This is a genomic window from Micromonospora sp. NPDC049559 (genome assembly GCF_040676675.1).
Taxonomy (GTDB): Bacteria; Actinomycetota; Actinomycetes; order Mycobacteriales; family Micromonosporaceae; genus JBFAPK01.
This window is the reverse complement of record NZ_JBFAPK010000079.1, coordinates 1,715-5,209: the sequence shown is the minus strand read 5'-3', so window position 1 is coordinate 5,209 and position 3,495 is coordinate 1,715. Positions and strand designations below refer to the sequence as shown.

Genomic DNA, 3,495 nt, shown 5'->3' with positions numbered 1-3,495 from the left:
ATGTCCGGCGGCGTCCTACTCTCCCACACCCTCCCGAGTGCAGTACCATCGGCGCTGGAAGGCTTAGCTACCGGGTTCGGAATGTAACCGGGCGTTTCCCTTCCGCCATAACCGCCGTAACCCTATCAACCTATCAAACAACCACACCCAACACACCGTTGGGGGCCGTTCGCAGATCACGAATCACACAGTGGACGCGACAGTCTTTGTAATCAAGTCCTCGGCCTATTAGTACCGGTCAACTCAACCCGTTACCGAGCTTACATCTCCGGCCTATCAACCCAGTCGTCTAACTGGGAGCCTTACCCCACAAGGGTGGGATACCTCATCTCGAAGCGAGCTTCCCGCTTAGATGCTTTCAGCGGTTATCCCTTCCGAACGTAGCCAACCAGCCGTGCCCCTGGCGGGACAACTGGCACACCAGAGGTTCGTCCGTCCCGGTCCTCTCGTACTAGGGACAGCCCTTCTCAAGTATCCTACGCGCACGGCGGATAGGGACCGAACTGTCTCACGACGTTCTAAACCCAGCTCGCGTACCGCTTTAATGGGCGAACAGCCCAACCCTTGGGACCTGCTACAGCCCCAGGATGCGACGAGCCGACATCGAGGTGCCAAACCATCCCGTCGATATGGACTCTTGGGGAAGATCAGCCTGTTATCCCCGGGGTACCTTTTATCCGTTGAGCGACACCGCTTCCACACGCAAGTGCCGGATCACTAGTCCCGACTTTCGTCCCTGCTCGACCCGTCAGTCTCACAGTCAAGCTCCCTTGTGCACTTACACTCAACACCTGATTGCCAACCAGGCTGAGGGAACCTTTGGGCGCCTCCGTTACCCTTTAGGAGGCAACCGCCCCAGTTAAACTACCCACCAGACACTGTCCCTGAACCGGATCACGGCCCAAAGTTAGATACCCAAATCAACCAGAGTGGTATTTCAAGATTGCCTCCACGAATACTGGCGTACCCGCTTCACCGGCTCCCACCTATCCTACACAAGCTAATTCAGATACCAATGTCAAGCTATAGTAAAGGTCCCGGGGTCTTTCCGTCCTGCCGCGCGTAACGAGCATCTTTACTCGTAATGCAATTTCGCCGGGCCTGTGGTTGAGACAGTGGGGAAGTCGTTACGCCATTCGTGCAGGTCGGAACTTACCCGACAAGGAATTTCGCTACCTTAGGATGGTTATAGTTACCACCGCCGTTTACTGGCGCTTAAGTTCTCAGCTTCGCCCCCCGAAGAGAGCTAACCGGTCCCCTTAACGTTCCAGCACCGGGCAGGCGTCAGTCCATATACATCGAATTACTTCTTCGCATGGACCTGTGTTTTTAGTAAACAGTCGCTTCCCCCTGCTCTCTGCGGCCATACAACGCTCCACCCGCAAGGGGCTTCACGTCTCCGGCCCCCCTTCTCCCTAAGTTACGGGGGCAATTTGCCGAGTTCCTTAACCACAGTTCGCCCGATCGCCTCGGTATTCTCTACCTGACCACCTGTGTCGGTTTAGGGTACGGGCCGCTCAGAACTCGCTAGAGGCTTTTCTCGGCAGCATAGGATCACTGACTTCACCTGAATCGGCTCGGCATCACGTCTCAGCCACAAGGTGTGCGGATTTGCCTACACACCGGCCTACACGCTTACCCCGGCACAACCACCGGCCGGGCTCAGCTACCTTCCTGCGTCACCCCATCGCTTGACTACTACCCACCAGGTTCCCACGCTCCCCCAGATTGATCCGAAGACCGCACCAGGTTCGGGTGGTTAGCACAATGAGGTTCGCCAGGGACGCTCCTCCGCGGGTACGGGAATATCAACCCGTTATCCATCGACTACGCCTCTCGGCCTCGCCTTAGGCCCCGACTCACCCAGGGCGGATTAACCTGGCCCTGGAACCCTTGGTCATCCGGCGGAAGGGTTTCTCACCCTTCTTTCGCTACTCATGCCTGCATTCTCACTCGTGCCGCGTCCACAACTAGGTCACCCCGCTGCTTCACCCCCGGCACGACGCTCCCCTACCCACCCACACACCTGGATGACCATCCCGAAAGATGACCACCGAGTACACGTGTGAGTGCCACAGCTTCGGCGGTGTACTTGAGCCCCGCTACATTGTCGGCGCGGAACCACTTGACCAGTGAGCTATTACGCACTCTTTAAAGGGTGGCTGCTTCTAAGCCAACCTCCTGGTTGTCTATGCGACCCCACATCCTTTTCCACTTAGCACACGCTTAGGGGCCTTAGCTGGTGATCTGGGCTGTTTCCCTCTCGACTACGAAGCTTATCCCCCGCAGTCTCACTGCCGCGCTCTCACTTACCGGCATTCGGAGTTTGGCTGATTTCGGTAAGCTTGTAGGCCCCCTAGACCATCCAGTGCTCTACCTCCGGCAAGAAACACACGACGCTGCACCTAAATGCATTTCGGGGAGAACCAGCTATCACGGAGTTTGATTGGCCTTTCACCCCTAACCACAGGTCATCCCCCAACTTTTCAACGTTGGTGGGTTCGGCCCTCCACGCGGTCTTACCCACGCTTCAGCCTGCCCATGGCTAGATCACCCCGCTTCGGGTCTAGGACACGCGACTCAACGCCCTATTCAGACTCGCTTTCGCTACGGCTACCCCACACAGGTTAACCTCGCCACATGCCACTAACTCGCAGGCTCATTCTTCAAAAGGCACGCCGTCACCCCAAAAGGCTCCGACGGATTGTAGGCGAACGGTTTCAGGTACTATTTCACTCCCCTCCCGGGGTACTTTTCACCATTCCCTCACGGTACTCGTCCGCTATCGGTCACCAGGAAGTATTTAGGCTTACCAGGTGGTCCTGGCAGATTCACGGCAGATTTCAGGAGTCCGCCGCTACTCGGGAACACCCACAGAAGACCAGCCACTTTCACCTACCGGACTCTCACCGTCTACGGTTGGCTTTCCCACACCATTCGGCTAGCAACTGGCTTTATAACTCCTCGAACACGTGTCAGCATGTTCAGCAGGGTCCCACAACCCCGACCACGCAACCCCTGACAGGTATCACACGCAACCGGTTTAGCCTCAATCCGCTTTCGCTCGCCACTACTCACGGAATCACTATTGTTTTCTCTTCCTACGGGTACTGAGATGTTTCACTTCCCCGCGTTCCCTCCACACACCCTATGAATTCAGGTGCAGGTGACTGGACATGACTCCAGCCAGGTTCCCCCATTCGGACACCCTGGGATCACAGCTCGGTTGACAGCTCCCCCAGGCCTATCGCGGCCTCCCACGTCCTTCATCGGCTCCTGGTGCCAAGGCATCCACCGTTCGCCCTTGACAACTTGACCACAAAGATGCTCGCGTCCACTGTGCAATTCTCAACCTACGACCAACCCACAACCCCACACCACCACACACACCCCGGACAACCGAAGCAGTTTGCAGCAGCAGGCCATGCCTGGCACCCGAAACAACAAGCAGCGCTTGTTCCTTCAGGACCCAACAGGATGCTCTACACCCAGCAC

General features: G+C 57.0%; 2 rRNA genes. Both read right to left on the bottom strand.

Features of this window, described 5'->3' with window-relative positions:
- Window positions 1–2 precede the first annotated feature (2 nt).
- Window positions 3–119 (bottom strand): 5S ribosomal RNA (rrf, locus tag AB0J86_RS38690).
- Between the two features lie 89 nt (window positions 120–208).
- Window positions 209–3,318: ribosomal RNA gene (locus AB0J86_RS38685) — 23S ribosomal RNA — on the bottom strand.
- Window positions 3,319–3,495: the final 177 nt, after the last annotated feature.